This window comes from Chryseobacterium hilariae (assembly GCF_051400735.1).
In the GTDB taxonomy this organism is placed as follows: Bacteria; Bacteroidota; Bacteroidia; order Flavobacteriales; family Weeksellaceae; genus Chryseobacterium.
Genome location: NZ_JBLFFJ010000005.1, coordinates 120,712 through 139,125, shown reverse-complemented (window position 1 = coordinate 139,125; position 18,414 = coordinate 120,712). Strand labels below are relative to the sequence as shown.

Sequence of the window (18,414 nt, the reverse complement as noted above, 5' to 3'; positions counted from 1 at the left end):
ATGGTTGCTGCATCATCCCCCACCTTGGTATTCCTGTTATTAACCTCTGACGTTTGCTTTTAATTCATGTTCCAGTGTCTGAAGATCCTGATCCAGTTTTCTTCTTCCTTCAGCACCCTGCTTTTGGATCTGTTTCACTTCATTCAATGTATTGATCAACATTGAAGTCGTTTCTCTCAATGTTTCTACAGATACGATAGTCTGCTCGTTTGCTCTCGCTACATTCACTGAATTCTGACCCAGACGCTCTGCATTTTTCTTAAGAATCGCTTCCGTAGTGGAAGATACTTTCTGCTGGATCTCGATATTCTGCTGCTGTCTGTACATGGCAACGGCCAGTGAAAGCTGGTTTTTCCAAACCGGAAGTGTTGTCGTAAGAATCGTCTGTGCCTTTTCAGCGATAGATACATTGTTATTCTGTACCAGTCTGATCTGCGGAAGTGACTGCATCATGATGATACGCACCACTTTAAGATCAGCCATTCTTCTGTCTAATCTTGCGATAAAGTCTCTTTTGTCCGCGATCTGGTAATCCTGATAGCTTTGCGGGTCGGCTTCCATTTGGGCCAATTCTCCTGCAGCTCTTTCCATTCTTACATTTCCTGCGATCACAAGCTCTTCGATCTGCTTGATGGAATTCACATTGCTCTCAAAGATTGTCTGTAAAACAGCGTTGTCTTTGGTAGACGTGATAATTCCTGCATTTACTTTATGAGCGATCTGTTCGATGTTGTTGATGATCTTATCATATTTCGCAAACAGATTCTCTACCTGCGAAACAATTTTTTTCATAAAAGGGATCTTGCTGAGGAAACTTTTCACTTTATTTTGCTGAAGTTCATCAACATCTACATAGTTAAGTTCCACCAACAGATCATTAATAAGCACTCCCACTTCTCCTGAGTTGGATCTTCTTACGTTTCCTAAAAAGCTGTCACTCTGGTTGGATAAGGTTTTCTGAAGTTCAGCTCCGTAATTCACGATGGAGCTTGGATTGGTCTCATCAATGGAATTCGCAAGAACCTCATATTTTTGACGTTCTTCTACCTGCAGCTGATTCAGATTTACATTTCCTTCTTTATCCACAAGAACCGCAGGTGCTGTATTTTGTACAGGCTGGCTCGGTGGAGCCATTGGGGTGGGTTCAAATGTTTTAAGAGGTTCAATTGATCCCATTGGATCTATGGGTTGGTTGTCCTGATTGTCCATAATTACTTTTGATAAATTGATACGAATTTGTCAAGACCGTCTCTCTGACCCGCCCCGACAGCTTCAAATTTCCATTCTCCGTTTCTGTTGTAGATTCTTCCGAATTCTACAGCAGTTTCAATAGAGAAATCTTCATCTAATTCATATTTCAGGATTTCTTCGTTGGTATCTGTATTGAAAATTCTGATAAAAGAATTTCTCACCTGTCCGAAGTTCTGCTTTCTTGCATCAGCATCGTGGATCGTTACCACTACTGTAATTTCCTGAATCGCTGAATCGATTTTTGTAAGATCTATCTTGATTTGCTCATCATCTCCTGAACCTTCACCGGTAAGGTTGTCTCCTGTGTGGATTACAGATTTGTCCGGAGATTCTAAATTATTATAAAAAATAAAGTGATTATCTGATACTAATTTTTTGTCCTCGCCTAATAAAAATAAAGAGGCATCAAGGTCAAATCCTGTACCTGTAGAAGTATTATTGATATCCCATCCTAAACCTACAGTGAATTTAGGTGCGTTAATGTTTTCTCTTTGTCCTTTTTGTAAGTTAATAGCCATAATAGAGTTCCGTTTGCGTTAAAGTATTGATATTATTTTCGTATTCTTTTATTAAATGGTAATTATTGCTGATGGCCAGCTCCAGAAGCAGGTCTATCTGCTCCTTTTTTACTTTAGACGTAAGATAGTCAAAATTACTTGAATCCAGGCCTAAAATATATTTCACAATCCTTGTATTAAATTCAAAACTTGGCTTTCCCATTACTTCTGCGACGTGTTTTACGTTTTTTACTGCATAATAGTTGAAATGGTTTTCAATCTTCGGATCAATATCAAAGTTCATCAGTTCAGCATAATAGAGAAACATAAAATCTGCTTCCACATTATATTCATTCAAAATCCTGTTCACCGTATATTCGTGGCTTCCGGTAATTTTTATATCGTCTATAAAAATACAAAGTTTTCCACGTAAAAAATCCTTATCAATATAATAAGTATCATTCGCGATCAGATTTTTACGGTCTTCAAAATTAAGGTTTCCATAATCCGTTATATAAGTGTGGTTACGATTGATCTTCGATAAAATGCTGGATCTCATTCCTTTCTGAAAAAGGTACAGGTCCAGATGCTTTTTAAAGAAAAAACATAAAAAATTAGAAGCTGTAGGAATCGCCATATACGGGCTTGGAAGAACTACGATCTCCTTTTCTGTGTTTAAAAGCTCCGCATGTTCTGCAATAAACCCGCTGAATAATTCTTTAGCAAACTTTTCAGCATACGATTTATCGCCATACTTGAAATAGCTGTATTCTGCGGGTGAAAAAGTGAACTCATCCGCCGAATGAATGTGGTGTAAGCTGTATCTCCTATTCATATTAATTTAGTGTTTAAGTAGGTGTGCACTGAAACCAAAATCTTTTGCCCCTTTAAAATCTGCTACCGGATTGTCTCCGATGTGAAGAATACGGTGCATAGGAAGATCCCGGTCTTTAAGATTATTTTTCACTTCCTGGAAAATAAGGGGATTTGGTTTGGAAATATTGATCTCATCAGAATAAATATGGAAATCAATATACTGGTCCAGCTCTTCCTGAATCAGAAACTTTCTCATTGTTCTTCCTTTGATAAATCCTGTATTGCTCAGAATATTCACCGTTTTTCCCTGATTTTTAATCTGATCAAAAAAATCTTTTATATTTTCGAAAATGACAACAGGTTTATATTCCAGAAAAAGCTCTTCACTCTTCAGATAAAAGCCGTTAAGTATTTCTTTATCTAATTGTCTTACATCTACATCCAGTGAACCGAGGATGAGTAAGTACATTTCAAAAGTATCAATATTCCCGCCTGTAACCTCATTAATCGTGTTGCACAAATCATCGTAATACTTTACTGTCTTCGCAACTTCCTCTACAGGTTTAGCAATATCAAAAAACGAGGTGAACAGCTCAACTCTTTTTGTTTTAAATTCAGGGTGAGATTTGATTAAGGTGAGCCACAGGTCAAAAGAAAAATGACAGTGGTTGTGAATGTCGATATCCGTTTTCAATAGTTTTAAGTTAAAAGTTTTATTTAGCTTTCTTGAAAAAGATTTAAAATTGTTTAATCATCAACAAGTGTTTCATTGGGTATTCTTCCCAAAGATAAAATTTTTCTTATAAAAGCATGACGTACTTCTCTGTTTTAAGAAATTTTTATGAATTTTCACCTACTTTTCCACCGATTACAGTCGGGCTTAACAATTTGTTTAAATTCGTTTAACAAAAAATAAGCATGAAGCTGTCCCACTATGCTTTAGATCGACTGGTGAATGGGTCAATAGTCAATTGTGAATTTTGTGGTTGATAATTATTTCCCGCAAATTTTAAATTTCTGAATCTTTAAATTTTTAAATTTTTAAATTTCCAATCCCCTACTTCTCCGGCATCACTTTATACGTAGGATCCTCCTGAATATTCACTTCAATAACGGCTTCGGCATTTTTCAACATTTTACGGCAGTCTTCACTGAGATGGCGAAGGTATAGTTTTTTGTTCTGTTGATTATATTTTTTAGACAGCTTATCCAAAGCATCAATAGCACTCATATCCACGATGCGGCTTTCCTTAAAGTCTACTACGACTTCATCAGGATCATCCATCAAATCAAATTTATCCATGAATGCAGTTACTGATCCAAAAAATAAGGGCCCATATATCTCGTAATGCTTCACTCCATTTTCATCGGTTGATTTTCTGGCCCGGATTCTTTTTGCATTGTCCCATGCAAAAACCAATGCAGCAATTATAACCCCTACGAGCACTGCCAATGCAAGATTGTGAAGAATAATGGTTATTAAGGCTACAGTAATCCCAACAAAAATATCAGACCTCGGCATTTTGTTGGCTATACGGATGGAAACCCACTGAAATGTACTTATGGCGACCATCATCATGACTCCCACCAACGCTGCCATGGGTATTTTTTCAATAAACGGAGCCCCGAATAAGATAATAACAAGAATCATAATAGATGCAATAATCCCTGATAACCTAGCCCTTGAACCTGCATTGAGATTGACCAATGTCTGTGCTACCATCGCACAGCCTCCCATTCCTCCAAAAAAACCATTTGTGATATTGGCTATTCCCTGTGCTACAGATTCTTTGTTAGCATTTCCTTTTGAGTTGGTGATCTCATCTACCATGGAAAGTGTCAAAAGAGATTCAATAAGACCCACTCCTGCCATGATCAAAGCATATGGAAAAATAATTTGCAGCGTTTCTAAAGTGAAAGGAATCTGAGGGATATGGAAACTTGGAAGATTTCCACTGATGCGGGCAATATCTGCCACTGTTTTTGTAGGAATTTCAAAACCAAAAACCACCGCAAAAACTATGATAATTGCTACTAAAGATGCAGGAACAGCCTTTGTGATTTTAGGAAAAAAGTATACAATTGCAATGGTAAGAGCTGTCAGTCCTATCATAATATATAAAGGCATTCCCTGAAGCCATCCGGAAACTCCAGCACTGTCTGTTATTTTAAACTGCTCTATCTGGGCCATAAAAATAATAACCGCGAGACCGTTCAAAAAGCCGTACATCACAGGCTGCGGAATAAGTCTTACAAATTTTCCCAGCTTAAAAACTCCAACAAGTATCTGGAAAATTCCGGCTAGGGCAACGGCAGCAAAAAGATATTCTATTCCGTGAGATTTTATCAGAGCGATCAATACAACAATAGTGGCTCCGGCTCCTCCCGAGACCATTCCGGGACGGCCTCCTAAAATTGCAGTGATGAGTCCCATCATAAAGGCAGCATAAAGCCCGGTAAGCGGGGATAATCCGGCCAGAATAGCAAAGGAAAGTGACTCAGGAATCATGGTCATAGCCACTGTAAAACCAGCCAGTAGCTCGTTTTTGTAATTTATTTTTTTCGAGAAATCGAATAAGCTTATTGTATTTTTCATTGAACTGCAAAGGTATATACTTGAAGAATGGGATGCAATTCCTATGTTTGATCATTTTAATTAAAATAATTCACACATATGTACAGTTAATTTGTTAATTTTATTTAAAATTGATTTTTAAAGATATTTTTTATGCATTTTTGAGAATTAGCTTCTATTTTTTATTTAAATTTGACAACTAACGTGCAGATTATTCACTATCAATTAAACATTTCATAGGTAGTAGGAACTGTCAACACTAAGGTCAATAGTTAAAAATATTACTAAAACTGTATGAATTGTTTTATTAGCATATGCATACAGGAGCATAAATAATGGTTACATTAGAATCAATTGATAAGGCATACAGCAGAAGGAAATGGAGATGTATAATATTCTTAAGGTTTAAATAACCTGAAAACAATTATCGGCTGGTCATCCCTCGGACTGCGACTGTATCTATACCAAGTGTGGTACTGAGCTTAAATTTTCTTTTTGCCGCCGTTGAGATTTCCCAACGTCCCCATATTTTACATGTGCTGCCATTTTGCTGAAATGTAAATATTTTATCTATTTTCTTTAATTCATGAATTAAAAAAATATTACTTAATAAATGTTATATAAAGAAATTCATATAGGAAAGTTTATCAAAGAGATGGTAGATGAAAATGAGATATCCATGGAAAGGATCTGTAATTTTCTCAATAAGGATGATCAATTTATTGAAAATGTATACCAAAGCAAATCTATAGATACGGATTTACTTTTAAGATGGAGTAAGCTTCTGGAATATGATTTTTTCAGACTCTACAGCTCTCATCTGATTCTTTATGCACCTCCGTCGGCCGTAAATAAGAATCAAAAGAAATCTGATAAGATTCCTTATTTCAGGAAAAATATTTATACTCAGGAAATCAAAGATTTTATTATGAACAGGATTTTATCCGGCGAAATGACTTACGGTGAGGTCATCAAAGAATATTCTATTCCCAAAAGCACGCTTCACCGATGGCTTCAGAAAAATAATGATAATACTAACGGATAAACAGAATTCTTTATGCGCCCCAATTACAAAAAGATATATTATGATATGCTGAGGCTGGAGCATCCGGAAAAGCTAAAAAACCCAAAGATCAAAGAACTCCTGGGAAAGCTGAATACCACGGAAGATGTATTAAATCTCAATGAAAAGATTTTTGAACAGTCGAAAGAAAGCCAGATCAACAACCAGAAGCTTAAAACCTATGATAAGGAAACAATGTTTAAGCTTTTACAGTATCAGAATAAGCATGGTTTTTCTACCAGCTATATGTCCCGGAAATATAAGATCAGCAGAACAACGATCATGAACTGGAAGAAAGCTTTCGAAGAAGAAATAGAAGAAATAATCAATGCCGGCGAATAATTCGCCGGCATTTTTGTAAAAGGTAATGGTCAAAGAAAGTAAGGGCTGTGTCTACCGGATTCGAACCGGATAGCCTTGCCGGAATTGCCGACTTCGCTATTCCTCCCAAAATGTGTGACGATGTAACTTTCCTTTACGACACTTTTATATTGTAAAACAAGGCAACAGCTGAAAGTGTATAAGCGTGCTCTAACCAACTGAGCTACTCTTCCTATTGATAAACTGTGTTTTTTGTGGAAAAGACGGGACTCGAACCCGCGACCCCGTCGTGATGAGCGAAGTAACACTGTTCCACGGCACTTGATATTAACCTTTTTTACTTTTAATTTATATCCTCATTTAAATGAGTGATTTTTATAAATCAAGGTAATACTGAAAGGATCTTTCTGCGTTTTGCTCTACCTGCTGAGCTACAATCCCGTTTACAACAAGGAAGGCAGGGATCGAACCTGCGGCCTAAACGTTTAACAATCGAAGTATGATCCTAAAACGACACTTGATTATTTAAATTTTCATGATTATTTATTTTTACTTTAATGGTTGATTTTAATTGATGTCATATTTATCTAAATGATATTCCTTTTTTTTAAATCAAGGTAACAATGAAAGGATCTTCCGTGCATTTGCTCTACCTGCTGAGCTACCTCTCCTTTTCGAGGGAAAAGGCAGGAATCGAACCTGCGACCCAATGTTTCTAAATCCCGAAGTATGACCCTAAAACGACACTTGATTATTTTTAAGCAGGGCATTCAGTTCAAACAGAAACTTACGACAGAGTGATACTATTACACCATCTGTTTCCAGAACAGGATTTGCACCTGTGTTGCTGCCTCCCAACGAAGCAATTCTGTTTTACGGCACCTGCTTTATATTTTTATAGTGAACCTTTCTATATCTTTTCCAGTTTCTCTGGTATTTTTCCTGACGGGAATTCACTGTTTCGAAGCCATGTGGAAAGCAATATGAACATCCCATTTTATCTCCATGCAGCAGTCTTGAGATCTGTATGCTGGAAATCTTCTTTGGAAAATCAATGAGCCCGTATTCATTGACTCCAAAAGCTTGTCTTAATACTTTTTCTATTTTCATATATTGAGAATTAACCTCAATACACTGCTTCTTTAAGACATGGTTTATAGATTTTCATGGTTATTTGTTTTTAATTTTACTTTTTCATTTATAAAAACCAAGCAATAGATCATAAGAGTTTTGAATATATTCAAATTGAGAGTTTGACGATGAAACTCTAGTGTACGGCATTGGTTTGTTTTACGGGCGATTAAGCGGAAAGACTTTGTTTCAAGTCGGAGTCGAAGAAGTTCTTTCCTTACGGCACCGGATTAATAACAATGCAAAGTTATTTGTAAAGTGCGTATTCTTTTTACGCAGTCAATTTTATTTCTGTTATTGTAAAGATTTAAATTATTGATGATTGATGAAAGCAGTGCCTCTTACAGCACTACTTTTTTAATCATCTGAATAGCAGACTTTCTGTCTTCCAAAGCATTCAATACATCGAATACCTTGTCGGACCAACCTGCAATAAGGTATACATCATTCTTTCTGATATCCAGTGGCTGTTTTCCATAACCTGCAAGATCAAAAATATATAATTTTGCATCCGGAGCAATACTTTTATACCGGTTCCAGGAATCTTCAAAAGAATGTCTGGTACCGTTACTGTTCCACAATTGAGTGTCGGTAAACAACATTACTTTATCTGTTTTCTCTCTTCTTTTGATAAGATCTTCAATCACCAGATAACCGTTGGTAGAATAACCTACTTCGCCTTCACGCTTGTAAAATTCATTAACGTTTCTAAGAATACCGTTTTTAGGCATCGGAACTCTTTTCCAGCTGTCACCAAACATACCTGTTATAACATTCTTACACTGCGACTGCAAAATCATAGACATCAATAATCCGATATCATAAAGCAATACTTTACTCCTTGGTGAAACCGGCTGCTGCATAGAGCCCGAAACATCCGCTGCAATGACCACCGAAGTATTAAAACCAAAACCTTTAATGTTTTTTGCACTCACCATCACAGCATCTTCCAATGCTTCCAAAATGGATGACAGAAAAGGTGAATCAAGAGTTTTCAGTTCCCTGTAAGCAGCCAAAAATCTGAACGGAAGCTGTTTTGAATTCATGACAGCTTTTTCGTTAGATAAATAGGTACAAACTTTATACATCGCATCAGAAGAAACCCCTGCTTCTATAATATTTCTCAGGTTTCTTAAGGTTGCCATATAACCCAACTTATTACTGAAGATCAATTCTTCCCATTTATTTTTAAATGCCTGCTTTTTTTCGGTTTCATCAGCAAATTTTGTCTGACCTAAAACTGAAAGTTCAACTTCCCATGTGTAGGGAACTTCCAGAGTATTACCCACAATTTTATTAAAAACTGCCTGCTGATCTTCATCTTTTGCTTTCGGGTGAACCAGAAATAAGGCATCTTTCAGGGTTACTTCTGCTTTTCTATTGTATTTTGCGAACTGGTATTCAACAAATTTATTGAAAGACTTCGCAAGACCTTTCTGGATTTGCTTGGAAAGCCTGTTCAGCTTTTTGGTTTCTGTTCTTTCATTAGCAATCTGATAGTATGCTAAAAGTTCAGTAATTTCATCTGCCCTCTGAACAACACCATCTACTGTTTTGCTCACTAAGTCTGTACCAGAGGCTTGTTTTGCCAGTTCTGCAGTCAGCACCAATGGAATAGAACGGAGATACATATCTTTTCTCGCATAAACCGCCAGCTTAGCTACAAATTCATGGTCATTTTTTTTGATCAGAGATTGAATTCTTTCCAATCTGTCATTTCCTTTTTCATAAGATGCGTTGGATAATCCTGTTGTAACAACAGCACTATATAGTTCTTCGGCAGGTGTCATGGTAAATGCCTTTGCACCTTCGTAGTTCACTACGGCATTTTTCTCTTTTTTTAAAAAATTAAATTTCATGAGTTACTGTTTTTTTTGTTAAACATTCAGAGGATCATCTCCCTCTCTGATTTCTGATGCAAAGTAAAAACAGTATTACGCAGTCTTTTTGCGCAGCAAATATTTATGTGATTTTTTTTATTTTGAGAAAAATAATCTCACATATTTCCTTGCATAGATTGTGGAATTTGTGCTTCAAATTTATTTTTCGGCTAAAGCCAATGCTACTATTATATTTTTTAAGCGGGCTAAGCTCGATTCTATTGAATTTTAACAATAAGTTCTTTTTTCTTTAAATAAAATTTTTCTATCACTCAATTCAAATAAAGGAATCACAGAACTTATATTGTTGGAGGCACATTGTCTAGCTTTGTAAGTATTAAAAATTAAATCATGATCAAAGGATTATATGAAACCCATATTCAGGTAAGCAGTCTAGAAAATTCTATCAAGTTTTATACTGAAGTTTTAGGATTGAGACTTGCCCATAGGGATGAAACACGTCCTATTGCATTTTTGTGGATCGGTGAAGGTAAGGAATTCATGCTGGGACTGTGGGAACAGAGAGAGAACCTTCAGCCAAGACATTTTGCCTTTTCCAGCAGCAAGGAGGATATTTTGAATTATTCAGCAGATTTTCTGAAGAAAAAAGATCTGAAGCCTTATAATTTTCTAAGAGATGGCAAAGATGAACCTATGGTCTTCGCATGGATGCCTGCACTTGCGATCTATTTTAATGATCCGGACGGTAATCAGCTTGAATTTATTTCGATCCTTGAAGGTGAAGGAAAACCGGAATTGGGTGTGATTTCTTATGAGGAATGGATGAAGATTCAATATTAAAAAGGACAGACTTATTTTCAGAAGCTGTCCTTTTTAGTTAGTTATATATCAATTTTTTTACGGCAAGAACATGTTTACATGGTCCTCTTTCGCCCTGATATTTACTGAACCATTCGCAGGTACACCGTTCTTTATCATCATCTATGATCACAGTATGGTGTACATGGGTACCTTCTACCCTTGCCTCGGTTCTAATTGCATTTTTATTTAAGATTTCCACTTTTCCTTCTGCAATGAGCTTTTCTGCATTTTTCATCCGTGGGTTCAGACCGGCAATTCTATTGAGTTTAAATGGCAGCCTTCGATAGAAAAACCCGTTATTATCCAGATCATAGCCCAAAAGTCCCATCGCAGCCAGCCTTCCTGTAAGATTGTCTGTTCTTTTCAGACTGATATTTTCATCTAAAGCAAATGCTGAAGGACTAAAAGATTGATTGGCATAAGCATATTTATCCAATGCATCGATCCATTCATTTGAAATATCATCAATGAGGCTGTCCAGCACTGCTCCTTCCCCGGAAAATCCCCGCCAGGTTTCCCTTGACAATGAAAAACAGAACCTGATATTTCCCATATAAAGCTGCCATGTGGTAGACTGCATATCTGCATGCGGAAATACCTGCATCTGATCGATATAGGGAAGAAGAGGTTCCAGCAGGCGCAACCTATGAAGTCCGCCGATACAAACCGCATCAGCTGATTTTACTGGTGAAAACATAGGCTTATTTCCTCTGATGATCAGATAATAATCTGATTTTACAGAGCCCTTCGGTATTCCTCTGAAGAGCTGCTGGGTCTGGATTTTACTAAAACAGTGAAGCTTTTCCGATTCAGACAGATAGATCTGAACAGTGCTCAATCCTTTAATCCATTTTACAGGCAAAGGAACCTTTCGTTCGATCACTTTTTCTTCTTCTTTGTAAAGCCCAACTTCTTTTTCACCCACGGAAAGCATTATTTTTTCATTGGGACGGATGCTTCCCAGTGCAGTAATCATCGGCTGGTTAAAATCTACATTGGTAGTTCCGTTTTCCAGAAATTCACCATGCAGGCCGTCCGGCAGTACATCAACCCTGGCATAAACACCGGCACAGTGTGAAAATCCTTCAAAGCGTAACCGGCTGTTTCCGGCAGTGACGATAGGGTCTTTAAGCAAAGCCATCTGAAATGGTGACAGATTAAAGCTTGATTTCACAATATTGGAAAGCGTAATCAGGCATCTTGCCAATATAAACGGCTGGCTGACATCTCCCCAGAAAAAGCAGGGAGCATCTGTATTTTTCTGAATTTCGCTGTACTTGGACAGAAATAATTCTTCAGATACATCTTTTTTTATCAGAGACGATGGTTTCTGATAATTGTAAATTAGCATCTCTTCCATAATCTATTTTTTTAGAAGAAGATTGCAGATTTTTTTCAGGCTGGAATTGTCTTTCCAGCTATTCAGTTTTTCTTTTAAGTTTTTCTCGGGTTCTGATTGATTTAAAGCCAAAACCTCGTGGTAAATATCCAATATTTTTTTAAGATTGGTAACCGGGGTTTCCATCTGAAGTAAAATATGGGTAAGAAGATGTTCCAGCGCCAGATTGTGATCTTTACTGACGTTGAGCATCTGGTGCTGTACAAGATCTGTAAATCTTTTTACAGGAGCCCATTCCAGTTTTTCATGAAGGCCGATCACCTGTCCCAGACAAGCATTATCCATTACTTTATGGGAAACATGTTCCAGCCAGATTTCAGCAGCGGTTCCGCGGATCACTTTGTCTGCGTCCAGGAAAATAGTTCCCAGAAACAGGTATCCCATTGCGTCCAGAGGTTTTTTCATCTGATGCAGTGCCTGTGCAGTGCTCAGAACGAGGCTTCTTTCATAGACTTCTGCGATCCCTGAATAAAACAGACAGTCTTTAATGATTTTGGCAAAAACATTTCCGGGAGTATTAGGGAAGCTCCATACGAAAGAAGAGATTTCAGAAATATCTTTCTGTTCTGCAATAAAGTATTCTAAAAAAAGCTGATGTTCTCTTTTTTTCAGATGATATTTCGGAACGCTGATATTAAGCTCAACCGGATAATAGGAATTCTTTTTGCTGTCGATGGTTTTCCATTCATAATTACCCGTCAGGAATTCTTTAGGAATATCATTATATCCGAAGTCTTTGAATTGTTCAAAAACTTTTTCCGGGGAACGCGTAATTCCTGCAGTCATCCACCACGAAGGATGCTCAAATTTTCCTTCAGGAACAGATTTTTTATTAAAGAAGAAAAGCAGGAGTTCTTTATATTCTCCTTTTAATTGTTCTTCAGCCTGCTGTAATGCGTCTGAAATTTTTTCGAGTGAACAGCGCTGCAATGCAAGCTGTACATCCAGATCATCCGGAATTATATTTTTATTCTGATAGATTTCAAATCTTTCCACTAATGCTTCCGGGCTTACCCAACATGGCTCATGGGTTACTGTTGACAGCAGCGGAGTTTGATCTCCTGATGTTATTTTATTGAAAATATGCACTGCTATATGTTTGAACGGCTCTATGGCCAATCCTCCGGCATAGATATCTTTGATTGGCCTCAGCTTTTTATGGTAGGAGGAATGGGTTTCTCTTGCAGCTTCATCTTCGCGGGTTCTTTTATATATTTTTTCCAGGCTCTTAAGCTGAAGCGGAAATTTTTCTAATAACAAAAGTCCGTAATTAATGATCAGATTGCACAGCAATACATTGAAATGGTGTACTTCCCATCTGGCAATAGTTTTACATGCTTTCTGAAATACGGGCTCAAATAGCTTTACGGAATCTGCATCAGCTTCATCAGCAAAACGTACAAGTCCTGCCAACGCCAGATCGTAATAATAAGTTCCGGGATTTTCTATGGCCTGCGGAAGAAGAAACATGAGGTCCTCAAAGCTTTCCGGTTCCTGAACTCTGCATTTTTCATTAATGAGTTCCAGGGTTTCCGCCTCAACGGCATCCAGTTCCAGCTGCTTGTTCTCTATGTATTGAACCAGCCCTGGCCTTACATTGGCCAATATATTATCTGCATAATGGGATAAGGCTTCCTTTATTCCTTCTGAAACAGGAATATATTTAAGAATGATTTTTGAAGCTTTGGTCTGTATGCTTTCATCTTTATTTACAAATGCTGCACTTAAAGCTGTTGCCAGGTTTTCTGTATCAGTTTTCTTTTTCTGAAAGATTTTTTCAGTAACGGCTAAGCTGGCTGCCACAACTGTTTTGACTTCTGAGCTTAGCAAATTGGGAAGAAAATATGAAAATTCACCAGTTCTGAATGCCGGATTCTGAACTATTTTTTTTAAATGAGCAAGTATGGTATTCACTGCCTTTGACTGTCCGGAGGCTAAGCCTGCCATCAGTTCGTCCTGAAGCATGATGAGTTCATCGTCCGAAGGTTTCAGGATATTGAATGCATCCATAAACCATCCTGTCACATTTTTATTAAAATTTCTGTTTGCAGCCAGAAGGCATTCTCTGAGAAATCTTTTTCTTTCAATTTTATTTTCAGCAATCAGCTTTTGGACCAATGGAAGCCATTCTCTTTTAAAAGGAAGTGATTTTGAAGGAAATTCGCACAGATACCAAAAGTGGGTTTCCAGTGTTTCCGGATATTTCTCCAGTTCATATGGATGAAGGCTTAAATGATATCCAAGAAGTTCGGGTCTGGCCTGTATATAGCCTTTTTCTGCCCATCCTAAGATATCATGATAATTAAATGCTGTAAATTCTGCATCTATGGAATCATTAATAAAATCCGAAAACCAGTGCGGACATCCCCACTCCAGTAATTTTTCGGCCTGTTCTTTATCTCTGAAAAGGCTCCAGTAATTTTTTCCGTAATGCTTCTGATCCATGCAGATAAAAGATGCTATATCAATAATGGAATGCTGATCTGCAGAACCAGCAGTATGGTAGGATTTTTTCGTCATTACAATCTTACTGATCTCCCGGTCCAGCTTTTTTATGGTTGGGACCAACGCTTTCTTTTCTTCTTCTGCAAGCTGTTTTAGAAATGGAATAATCTCATGTACTCTTTCCTCATTAAGGATCTCATAAAGTCTTTCTTTCATTTGTTTTTTAATTTGATAATAATTTTTTTCAGGTTATTTTTTGTTTTTGCATTCGCTTAGCCGTCTGGCTACAGAATGGTCATATAATTCATCATAAAATCTCTGGTACTGCGGCAAGCATAGAAATATTGTTATGCCCCAATTTTTATTTAAGAATTTCTTTAGAATTACTGAAGTTTTTTTGAGGCTCATTTTATAAGTAAAGGAATAATTTTCCTGATTTTATAGTTTAAATAAATCACCTTTAATTCATCTTCAATAAGTATAATTCCAAACTTAGGGACTAAAATAACAAAAATTGTCTGACAGACATAAAATTATCCTTTTAAAGTAATTTGTTTTAACAAAAAATTATGCTTTTAACAGCAGTTTAAGAGGCATTTCTGAATAAAAGTTAAAAATTTACCTGTTATTTTATAAGGTTATTATTCTTGATGGTTATTATTCTGTGATGTAAAATAAACAGTATTACGGAAATCTTTTGACAAAAAAAAACTCCCTTAAAAAGGGAGTAATCATATTTCAATTTGAATTCATATTTGCAGCAAACACCAGTGCAGGATTTTTGCGATGTTCTTCGCATCATCTATTTCCCTGTGACGGATACTTTCAAGCTTCAGATTGAGTTCACCAGGCGCTCTGCTCATTCCAACGCTTTTTCCAACGGTAGGATGCAGCTGCCTGAATAATGTTTTCACATTGATATGGTCATCGCTTAACGGATAATCTACATTGAGCCTTCTGGCCTGGTTCTGCAGCATATTCAGGTCATAGTTTTCTGTAGCTTGTCCAGGTAAGGTCTTCGGAATCGTGTTCCGCTCCCAGAATATCCAAAGCTTATTTCAGCAAAACTCTTCATTATCTAGCATGCTTTGGGTAATGGAAGTCAGTGGTGTACATCAAGAACTTAACTTTGAATATTGTAGTTTTACCAAAATGCTTTATTCATTACAATTTTTTAAAGTTTTCCAAAAAGCTTAAAATATTCTCCTTTCCTACCGGATTCATTGAATGACAATAAAATTTTGGTAAATCCAAATAGTTATCCAAACAATATTCTGTCAGCCATTTAGCACAATCATAGCCTGTTTTTTCAGTGTACTCATCAGAATCCGGTTTCAGGTACTGTATATCAGCCAGGTCATGGTCAAAAGATATCATTTCCGGAAGTCCTTTTTCCAAAATTCTGTTGACAAACTGCTCGTAATTGCGAACAATATGCCAGTCTTTTCTGAGGAAAATATCGTGTTTTGTATAATGATATACTTCAACGGGATATCTGATATCATCCAGAAACAGTAATCTTTTTGTCATTTCCATTGTTTTATTTTTTAAGCCTGAAAGCCTTTAAAGACAATTATTTTTATTTTTTAAACCATCATATCGGCACAATTGGAGCTTGCAAATGCATGAGGCTTTGCTTTAAACACATATCCCATTCCCAGAATATAGCCCATAGCATCTTTCAATGCGGTATTTGATTTGAAATCCGGGTCGGTATTAATGTCTGCGTGCACCTCCATTTCCACACCATAAGCATCCAGAACGGCACAGATAGCGTAAGCAATTTCTACGGATCTGTTGACCTCATTCAGCATTCGTTCTTTGATACTGATTTTCTGTATTTGTCTTTCTTTTCTGATAAAGGTAAACGCTCCTTTTCCCTCACGTACAAATACTACTGCCGTAGCATAGCTGATCGCTTCGCCGTAAACATGGGAATCTGAGCCCACACATACTTTCAGGCGGTGACCGTTAGCCTGTTCGCGGATAATGGCTTCTTCTACCAGCTGGGTGATAGGTTTCTGGAAAAAATTTCCTTTCATATTCTGCCATACTTCTTGTTGCGTTTCCATTTTTTTTACATGTTTTAAATTTGTTTTGTTTATATATTAATTTATGAATTGTGAACTATCAATTCGCTTTGCTGTCAATTTTTAATATTCACTTGCGTAGCAAATTCATTATTGACCATTCACTTTTTTGCACTCCGAACAGGACTCGAACCTATACCATCAGTTTTGGAGACTGAGATGCTTCCATTACACCATCAGAGTAGTTTTTTATAATAATTGATAAGTGATCATTGATGCCATAACATCTACTGTTTAGTATTTATGATCAATCATCATTTATAATTCTGTGGAACAGACAGGAATCGAACCTGTACCTTTAGTTTTTCAGACTAACGTGCAGACCAGCTACACCACTCTTCCCTGTTTTATAAGTAATGAGTAATTGGTAATGAGTAATCTGTAATATTTGTGAATTGTCAATGGTCAGCTGTTCATTTTTTCATGGTTCTAATTCACGTTTGATGTATTCACAATTGACTATTCATTGCCAGTCAAATTAATTATTGCTATTATTCATTACTTATAATTAAGGTCAGAGAAAGCCTGTCTTTAAAACTATGCCTGTTAGTGTTTGTAAGATCTTCTGCGCTTGACAAACTTTTCTCTTACCTATTTTTCTGTGAATGATCATCCATCAATTTTTCTCATCTGAACTTTCATGGTATTAATAATTCACCATTGACTTTAGACCATTCACGTCTGTACTCCATAAGGGAATCGAACCCTTGTCGTCCGGTAGAAAGCCGGATGCACTTACCGCTATGCTAATGGAGCATTTTAAACCAACCGACCAGGAATCGAACCTGAACAACAAGAGTACTTTTCCTGCATGCTGCCGTTACATTATCAGCGGTTTTTGTGGAAGTAGCAGGATTCGAACCTGCTCAGCAATGAAGCAACAGATTTACAGTCTGCCCCGGCTCTCCAACTCCGGCGTACTTCCAGATATCATGAGTAAATAGGTAATTAGTAATGAGCAATTTTCTAACTTCTAATTTCTCTTTTGAAGAAAAACAAAGTCTGTCTTAATTTTTTGTTTGATATAAGAACTTCTTCGCTCGACAAACTTTTACTTTTTCTTCTGAACTAACTAAATTTTATAAATGATATGTGATTCTACAACTATCTGTCACTTTTAATTTCTAACCTAACCCCATTGTGAAGAAAACAAAAGCCTGTCTTAATTTTTTGTTTGATATAAGAACTTCTTCGCTCGACAAACTTTTACTTTTCTCCGGAACTAATCTCATTTTAGTTATTTGAGATGGTTATGGGATTCAAACCCACTCAGCTTATGCAACGGTTTTGCAGACCGCCCCGACTCTTCCACTTCGGCGAACCATCAGATGTGATTATAAATGATAAAAGACCAATGATTGTTACCGGTAAATTTCTACCACTTCTAATTTTGCACTTCCATCCTCTAAAATCTAACTTCTAATCTCTAACATCTCATAAAAAAAGAAAAAGGCTGTCGGTATTTTCCATATTTGGCGTAAAGATCTTCTGCTCTTGACACACCTTTTTTCTTCTCTTTTGAAACAATTAACATTTAGTTATCTGCGATTTTGGAAAGACTCGAACTTTCAACTTCCGGTTTAACAGACCGGCGCTCTACATTGAGCTACAAAATCTTTTTTTGTGAATTGTGAATTGTGAATAATCAATCAATTAAATTCACTTGCGAAGCAAATTCACCATTCACTTTTCATCTTGTAATTTCGGAAGGACTCGAACCTTCAGCCTCCGGTGTATCAGACCGATGCTCTAACCACTTGAGCTACGAAATCGTTTTTCTTTTGCGAATTGTGAATCGTCAATCATTTAAATTCACTTGCGAAGCAAATTCATCATTCACTATTCACCATTCACTTTTTTAGTCTGGAAAGCAAGATTCGAACTTGCGACCTCCCGCGTCCAAGACGGGTAAACAACCACCGTTATCTTTCCAGTTTTCAGGTTCAGTTTCCATTTTTTCCGGGAGACAGCCGGAATTAAAATTTCCATGAACCTTGCGGTCTATGCGGGAATCGAACCCGCAGTACCCAAGAGACAGTCGGGCAGGTTAGCCTTTACCTCAATAGACCTTTGTGACCTCGACAGGATGCGAACCTGTAACCTACTCTATCAAATTGATTTACG

The 18,414-nt window shown here is 36.9% G+C and carries 15 protein-coding genes and 9 tRNA genes; 3 read left to right on the top strand and 21 right to left on the bottom strand.

The genetic code is table 11. The annotated features are described in order from the left end of the window. Nucleotides 1–39: 39 nt before the first annotated feature. The 5 genes from ACMGDK_RS15490 to ACMGDK_RS15470 form a co-directional block, all read right to left on the bottom strand. Nucleotides 40–1,209: a toxic anion resistance protein gene (locus ACMGDK_RS15490; protein ID WP_185144598.1), complete on the bottom strand. Its 1,170-nt coding sequence runs from the start codon at nt 1,207–1,209 to the stop codon at nt 40–42. 2 nt (nt 1,210–1,211) lie between these two features. After that, complete coding sequence (locus tag ACMGDK_RS15485) at nt 1,212–1,769, bottom strand: TerD family protein (protein ID WP_073331796.1); 558 nt, start codon at nt 1,767–1,769, stop codon at nt 1,212–1,214. Further along, the gene (locus ACMGDK_RS15480; protein ID WP_436808776.1) at nt 1,759–2,583 is read right to left on the bottom strand and encodes a phosphoribosyltransferase family protein; all 825 of its coding nucleotides are present in this window, start codon (nt 2,581–2,583) and stop codon (nt 1,759–1,761) included. Before ACMGDK_RS15480 ends, ACMGDK_RS15485 begins: the two co-directional genes overlap by 11 nt. A gap of 6 nt (nt 2,584–2,589) precedes the next feature. After that, complete coding sequence (locus ACMGDK_RS15475; protein ID WP_436808775.1) at nt 2,590–3,258, bottom strand: HAD family hydrolase; 669 nt, start codon at nt 3,256–3,258, stop codon at nt 2,590–2,592. A 363-nt stretch (nt 3,259–3,621) separates the two neighbouring features. Then, nucleotides 3,622–5,160, bottom strand: a complete 1,539-nt coding sequence (locus ACMGDK_RS15470; RefSeq protein ID WP_436808774.1) for a SulP family inorganic anion transporter — start codon at nt 5,158–5,160, stop codon at nt 3,622–3,624. Between the two features lie 592 nt (nt 5,161–5,752). On the opposite strand from ACMGDK_RS15470, the gene ACMGDK_RS15465 reads away from it, so the two are divergent. Together ACMGDK_RS15465 and ACMGDK_RS15460 are read left to right on the top strand one after the other, a co-directional pair. Further along, nucleotides 5,753–6,184 (top strand): transposase, encoded by a 432-nt coding sequence (locus ACMGDK_RS15465; RefSeq protein ID WP_436808773.1) that lies wholly within the window; start codon nt 5,753–5,755, stop codon nt 6,182–6,184. 12 nt (nt 6,185–6,196) lie between these two features. After that, nucleotides 6,197–6,544 (top strand): helix-turn-helix domain-containing protein, encoded by a 348-nt coding sequence (locus tag ACMGDK_RS15460; RefSeq protein WP_436808772.1) that lies wholly within the window; start codon nt 6,197–6,199, stop codon nt 6,542–6,544. 852 nt (nt 6,545–7,396) lie between these two features. Here ACMGDK_RS15460 and ACMGDK_RS15455 read toward each other — a convergent pair. Beyond that, a complete protein-coding gene (locus ACMGDK_RS15455; RefSeq protein WP_436808771.1) occupies nt 7,397–7,633 on the bottom strand; it encodes a phosphate ABC transporter substrate-binding protein in 237 nt (78 codons plus the stop codon). A 362-nt stretch (nt 7,634–7,995) separates the two neighbouring features. After that, nucleotides 7,996–9,513 carry a TROVE domain-containing protein gene (locus ACMGDK_RS15450; RefSeq protein ID WP_436808770.1) on the bottom strand — a complete coding sequence of 506 codons (1,518 nt, stop codon included), beginning with the start codon at nt 9,511–9,513 and terminating at the stop codon, nt 7,996–7,998. A 372-nt stretch (nt 9,514–9,885) separates the two neighbouring features. Between ACMGDK_RS15450 and ACMGDK_RS15445 the strand changes: the two genes are divergently transcribed. After that, a complete protein-coding gene (locus ACMGDK_RS15445) occupies nt 9,886–10,335 on the top strand; it encodes a VOC family protein (RefSeq protein ID WP_436808769.1) in 450 nt (149 codons plus the stop codon). A 37-nt stretch (nt 10,336–10,372) separates the two neighbouring features. On the opposite strand, the gene ACMGDK_RS15440 is transcribed toward ACMGDK_RS15445, so the two are convergent. The 14 genes from ACMGDK_RS15440 to ACMGDK_RS15375 form a co-directional block, all read right to left on the bottom strand. Continuing rightward, nucleotides 10,373–11,716, bottom strand: coding sequence for an SWIM zinc finger family protein (locus ACMGDK_RS15440; RefSeq protein ID WP_436808768.1), 1,344 nt, complete (start codon nt 11,714–11,716; stop codon nt 10,373–10,375). 3 nt (nt 11,717–11,719) lie between these two features. Continuing rightward, nucleotides 11,720–14,416, bottom strand: a complete 2,697-nt coding sequence (locus tag ACMGDK_RS15435; RefSeq protein WP_436808767.1) for a DUF6493 family protein — start codon at nt 14,414–14,416, stop codon at nt 11,720–11,722. Between the two features lie 533 nt (nt 14,417–14,949). Then, nucleotides 14,950–15,177 (bottom strand): hypothetical protein, encoded by a 228-nt coding sequence (locus ACMGDK_RS15430; RefSeq protein WP_436808766.1) that lies wholly within the window; start codon nt 15,175–15,177, stop codon nt 14,950–14,952. Between the two features lie 187 nt (nt 15,178–15,364). Beyond that, on the bottom strand, nt 15,365–15,730 hold the full coding sequence (locus tag ACMGDK_RS15425) for a cyclic-phosphate processing receiver domain-containing protein (protein WP_436808765.1): 366 nt from the start codon (nt 15,728–15,730) through the stop codon (nt 15,365–15,367). A gap of 56 nt (nt 15,731–15,786) precedes the next feature. Next, nucleotides 15,787–16,272, bottom strand: a complete 486-nt coding sequence (locus ACMGDK_RS15420; RefSeq protein WP_223558376.1) for a ribonuclease H-like YkuK family protein — start codon at nt 16,270–16,272, stop codon at nt 15,787–15,789. 130 nt (nt 16,273–16,402) lie between these two features. After that, nucleotides 16,403–16,473, bottom strand: a tRNA-Trp gene (locus ACMGDK_RS15415). 86 nt (nt 16,474–16,559) lie between these two features. Beyond that, a tRNA-Phe gene (locus ACMGDK_RS15410) sits at nt 16,560–16,632 on the bottom strand. A 342-nt stretch (nt 16,633–16,974) separates the two neighbouring features. Then, nucleotides 16,975–17,046: transfer RNA gene (locus ACMGDK_RS15405), tRNA-Glu, on the bottom strand. An 85-nt stretch (nt 17,047–17,131) separates the two neighbouring features. Beyond that, a tRNA-Tyr gene (locus ACMGDK_RS15400) sits at nt 17,132–17,215 on the bottom strand. Nucleotides 17,216–17,534: 319 nt separating this feature from the next. Continuing rightward, nucleotides 17,535–17,616, bottom strand: a tRNA-Cys gene (locus ACMGDK_RS15395). Between the two features lie 219 nt (nt 17,617–17,835). Next, nucleotides 17,836–17,906: transfer RNA gene (locus tag ACMGDK_RS15390), tRNA-Asn, on the bottom strand. Between the two features lie 82 nt (nt 17,907–17,988). Continuing rightward, nucleotides 17,989–18,062: transfer RNA gene (locus tag ACMGDK_RS15385), tRNA-Ile, on the bottom strand. 90 nt (nt 18,063–18,152) lie between these two features. After that, a tRNA-Pro gene (locus ACMGDK_RS15380) sits at nt 18,153–18,224 on the bottom strand. Between the two features lie 63 nt (nt 18,225–18,287). Continuing rightward, nucleotides 18,288–18,359, bottom strand: a tRNA-Asp gene (locus ACMGDK_RS15375). Nucleotides 18,360–18,414: the final 55 nt, after the last annotated feature.

What these genes read in the sequence shown, in the direction of transcription:
- ACMGDK_RS15490 (WP_185144598.1), bottom strand. Translation starts at nt 1,209, where the DNA reads ATGGACAATCAGGACAACCAACCCATAGATCCAATGGGATCAATTGAA.
- ACMGDK_RS15455 (WP_436808771.1), bottom strand. Translation starts at nt 7,633, where the DNA reads ATGAAAATAGAAAAAGTATTAAGACAAGCTTTTGGAGTCAATGAATAC.
- ACMGDK_RS15460 (WP_436808772.1), top strand. Translation starts at nt 6,197, where the DNA reads ATGCGCCCCAATTACAAAAAGATATATTATGATATGCTGAGGCTGGAG.
- ACMGDK_RS15450 (WP_436808770.1), bottom strand. Translation starts at nt 9,513, where the DNA reads ATGAAATTTAATTTTTTAAAAAAAGAGAAAAATGCCGTAGTGAACTAC.
- ACMGDK_RS15435 (WP_436808767.1), bottom strand. Translation starts at nt 14,416, where the DNA reads ATGAAAGAAAGACTTTATGAGATCCTTAATGAGGAAAGAGTACATGAG.
- ACMGDK_RS15465 (WP_436808773.1), top strand. Translation starts at nt 5,753, where the DNA reads ATGTTATATAAAGAAATTCATATAGGAAAGTTTATCAAAGAGATGGTA.
- ACMGDK_RS15420 (WP_223558376.1), bottom strand. Translation starts at nt 16,272, where the DNA reads ATGGAAACGCAACAAGAAGTATGGCAGAATATGAAAGGAAATTTTTTC.
- ACMGDK_RS15440 (WP_436808768.1), bottom strand. Translation starts at nt 11,716, where the DNA reads ATGGAAGAGATGCTAATTTACAATTATCAGAAACCATCGTCTCTGATA.
- ACMGDK_RS15425 (WP_436808765.1), bottom strand. Translation starts at nt 15,730, where the DNA reads ATGACAAAAAGATTACTGTTTCTGGATGATATCAGATATCCCGTTGAA.
- ACMGDK_RS15430 (WP_436808766.1), bottom strand. Translation starts at nt 15,177, where the DNA reads ATGCTGCAGAACCAGGCCAGAAGGCTCAATGTAGATTATCCGTTAAGC.
- ACMGDK_RS15480 (WP_436808776.1), bottom strand. Translation starts at nt 2,583, where the DNA reads ATGAATAGGAGATACAGCTTACACCACATTCATTCGGCGGATGAGTTC.
- ACMGDK_RS15485 (WP_073331796.1), bottom strand. Translation starts at nt 1,769, where the DNA reads ATGGCTATTAACTTACAAAAAGGACAAAGAGAAAACATTAACGCACCT.
- ACMGDK_RS15445 (WP_436808769.1), top strand. Translation starts at nt 9,886, where the DNA reads ATGATCAAAGGATTATATGAAACCCATATTCAGGTAAGCAGTCTAGAA.
- ACMGDK_RS15470 (WP_436808774.1), bottom strand. Translation starts at nt 5,160, where the DNA reads ATGAAAAATACAATAAGCTTATTCGATTTCTCGAAAAAAATAAATTAC.